Origin of the sequence: Brevundimonas sp. (assembly GCF_041648115.1) — a bacterium.
In the GTDB taxonomy this organism is placed as follows: Bacteria; Pseudomonadota; Alphaproteobacteria; order Caulobacterales; family Caulobacteraceae; genus Brevundimonas.
This window is the reverse complement of the sequence record NZ_JBAZPR010000037.1, coordinates 1-2,627: the sequence shown is the minus strand read 5'-3', so window position 1 is coordinate 2,627 and position 2,627 is coordinate 1. Positions and strand designations below refer to the sequence as shown.

The following is a 2,627-nucleotide window of genomic DNA, read 5'->3' as shown; positions in this document are numbered from 1 at the left end:
CCGCGGCCCCATATACCCGAACAGATACGCGGCGACTTTGCGCATTTGTATTTCTTCGGCGCCTTCGGTGATGCGGTATCGTCGGTGGTGGCGATAGATATGCTCGAACGGTTTGTGGCGCGAGTAGCCGATGCCGCCGTGGACCTGCATCGCGCGGTCGGCGGCTTCGCAGACGAGGCGGTTCGCCCAGTAGTTGCACATGCTGACCTTGTCGGAGAGCGTGCGCTCGACCTCCTTGTGGGGGGTGTTGTCCATGTCCCACGCGGTCTTGCGGATGAGCAGGCGCAGCATCTCGGCCTGCGTCGCCAGCTCGACCAGCGGGAACTGGATCGCCTGGTTCTTCGCCAGCGCCTCGCCGAACGGCTTGCGCTGCCTTGCGTACTTCACGCTTTCCTCGATGCAGTAGACCGCGGCGCCGAGCGAGCTTGCCGCCTGGCGGATGCGGTTCTGGTGGACAAAGCTTTGCGCGATCGCGAGCCCGCCGCCCTCGGGCCCGAGCCGCGCCTCGTCGGGCACCCACACATCGGTGAACGTCATGCGCGGATGGTCGGTCGGCATGTTGAACGTCCACAGATACTCGTCGACCGTCATGCCGGGCGTCCCCGTCGGCACGAGCAGGCAGGTGATGCCCTTCGCATCGCCGTCATTCCCGCTGGTGCGGCAGAAGGTCGCGCAATGCGTCGCGCTGTGCATGCCGGTGATCCACATCTTGCGCCCGTCGATCCGCCAGCCGTCGACGCCGCCCCGCGTCTCTTTGACCGCGCGCGTCTCCATATGGGTGGCGTCCGATCCATGGTCGGGCTCGGTGAGCCCGAACGCGGTGCGCCGCTTGCCCTCGAAGGAGCCGAGGATGAACTCCTGCTTCTGTTCCTCGCTCGTCGCAAACTGCTCGAACATCTCGACGAACGGGAAGTTGCCGACGATGCTGTGCTCGTTCTGAAGGTCGTTGTGGAGGCCGAGCCCTTTCGCCGCGAAGTGCTCGCGGATCACCGCCATCGCGAGGTTCGATCCGTCCTTGCCGCCATATTTCTTCGGCGCCGAGAAGCGCCAGTGGCCCGCGGCATCGGCCTTGCGGGTGGCTTTGCGGAGCAACGCCTCCCACTCCTCGCGCGGTAGCCCCTGATTGTCCCAGTCGGTGCGCGCATGTTCGCGCCGGTGGTCGAAGAAGCGGATATTGTCGTCCGCCAGCTCGAGCGGTTTGATCTCGGCGTCAATAAACGCGTCGAGCTCGTCCAGATACGCCTGCAAGGCGGCGGGCATCGCGAAGTCCATGTCTCTCTCCCTTGTCCTGCTATCCGCGCCACTCGGCGCGCGCCGCAGCGAGCGCGGCATATTTGGGGCTGTCGACCGCGCATTTACCCAGCACATCGCGGCGCAGTCTCGCGAGCAGGCCCGGCTCGGCGAGGGTCCGCTCACCCGTCAGCAATGCCTCGGAAAGCGCCGCATCCTCGGCGCGCCCCCCCGCATCGAGGTCGCGCAGCACGATGCCGAGCGCGTTCATCGCGACCACCGCCTCGAACTTGGCATGGCCTTGCGCCCCGGGCTTGATCGCCCCCTCGATCCAGTCGCGCACCGCCTCTACGATCTCGGCATTGGTCGGCTCGCCGGTCGGGGCCGAGGTTGTTTGAGGCGACGACGGCAACGCCCGTGCCCGCTCATCCTCGGGCGCCTCGTCTTCGAGCAGCCGCACCAGATCGAGCTCCTGCTCGGCGGTGCGCCGCCCGATGACGACGCGCTCGACGGTCGGGTCGGCGCCGCTCCGCCACATCTGCCCCATCTGCAGGCACCCCAGCGCCCACCAGAGTGTCCGGTAGATCAGCCAGAAGCGGAAGCGGCCGCGGTCGACCGGCACGCCGCCTGCCGCCTCATAGGCCGCAAAATACTCGTCGAGGCTGCCGACCCCGAACGCCGGTCTATCGAGCGCGCCAAAGCGCCACACGGTCATGCAGCCGAACGCCAGATCCTCATGCGCGTCGCCGCGATGCGCGAGCTCCCAGTCGAGCACCGCCGCCAGACCCGCGCTATCCACCATGATATTGCCCATGCGGTAGTCGCCGTGGACAAGCACCGGGTCGGCGGGCGCGGGCAGGTGCTCTTCGCACCATTTGATCGCGAGCGCGATCACCGGACGATCGCCGCCGTACGACCCGAAGCGCGACCGAAGCTCCGCCAGCGCCGCCGCCGTGTCCATCAGCGGGATCGCCGCCGGGATCGCCTCCAGCGGGATACCGTGGATGCACGCCAGCTCGCGGCCGAGGTCGCCGAGCAAGGACGCCGGCGGATCGGCCAAGATCTTCGCTGGCGACACCTCGGCGATCACGCGCCGCATCACATAACCCGTGCCCATGCCGTCGCCCGGCTCGAGCACCCCCACCACCTCGGGCGCCATCACCCCGGCATCAAACGCCGCCATCACCAGCGCCGCCTCGTCACCATGCCCGAACGGCCGGTCCGCCATATAGTCCGCCGACGGCGCGCGGCGCAGGACATAACCTTCCCCCGCCCAGTCGAACGCAAAACTCTCCATGTTCGCACCCCCCGACAATCGCGTCAGGCTCGACAACACGCCGGGGCCGACAACGCGGGTCATCAAGGCAGGGAGCATCGCGGCAACGTCGGTCATGCGA

2 protein-coding genes are annotated in these 2,627 nt (G+C 67.6%); both read right to left on the bottom strand.

All coding sequences use genetic code 11. The annotated features are described in order from the left end of the window. The coding region (locus WC597_RS17110; RefSeq protein WP_372695270.1) for an acyl-CoA dehydrogenase family protein at positions 1-1,272 on the bottom strand (1,272 nt) is incomplete at its 3' end. A gap of 19 nt (positions 1,273-1,291) precedes the next feature. Next, a partial coding sequence (locus tag WC597_RS17105; protein ID WP_372695268.1) for a phosphotransferase family protein occupies positions 1,292-2,627 on the bottom strand: 1,336 nt, incomplete at its 5' end.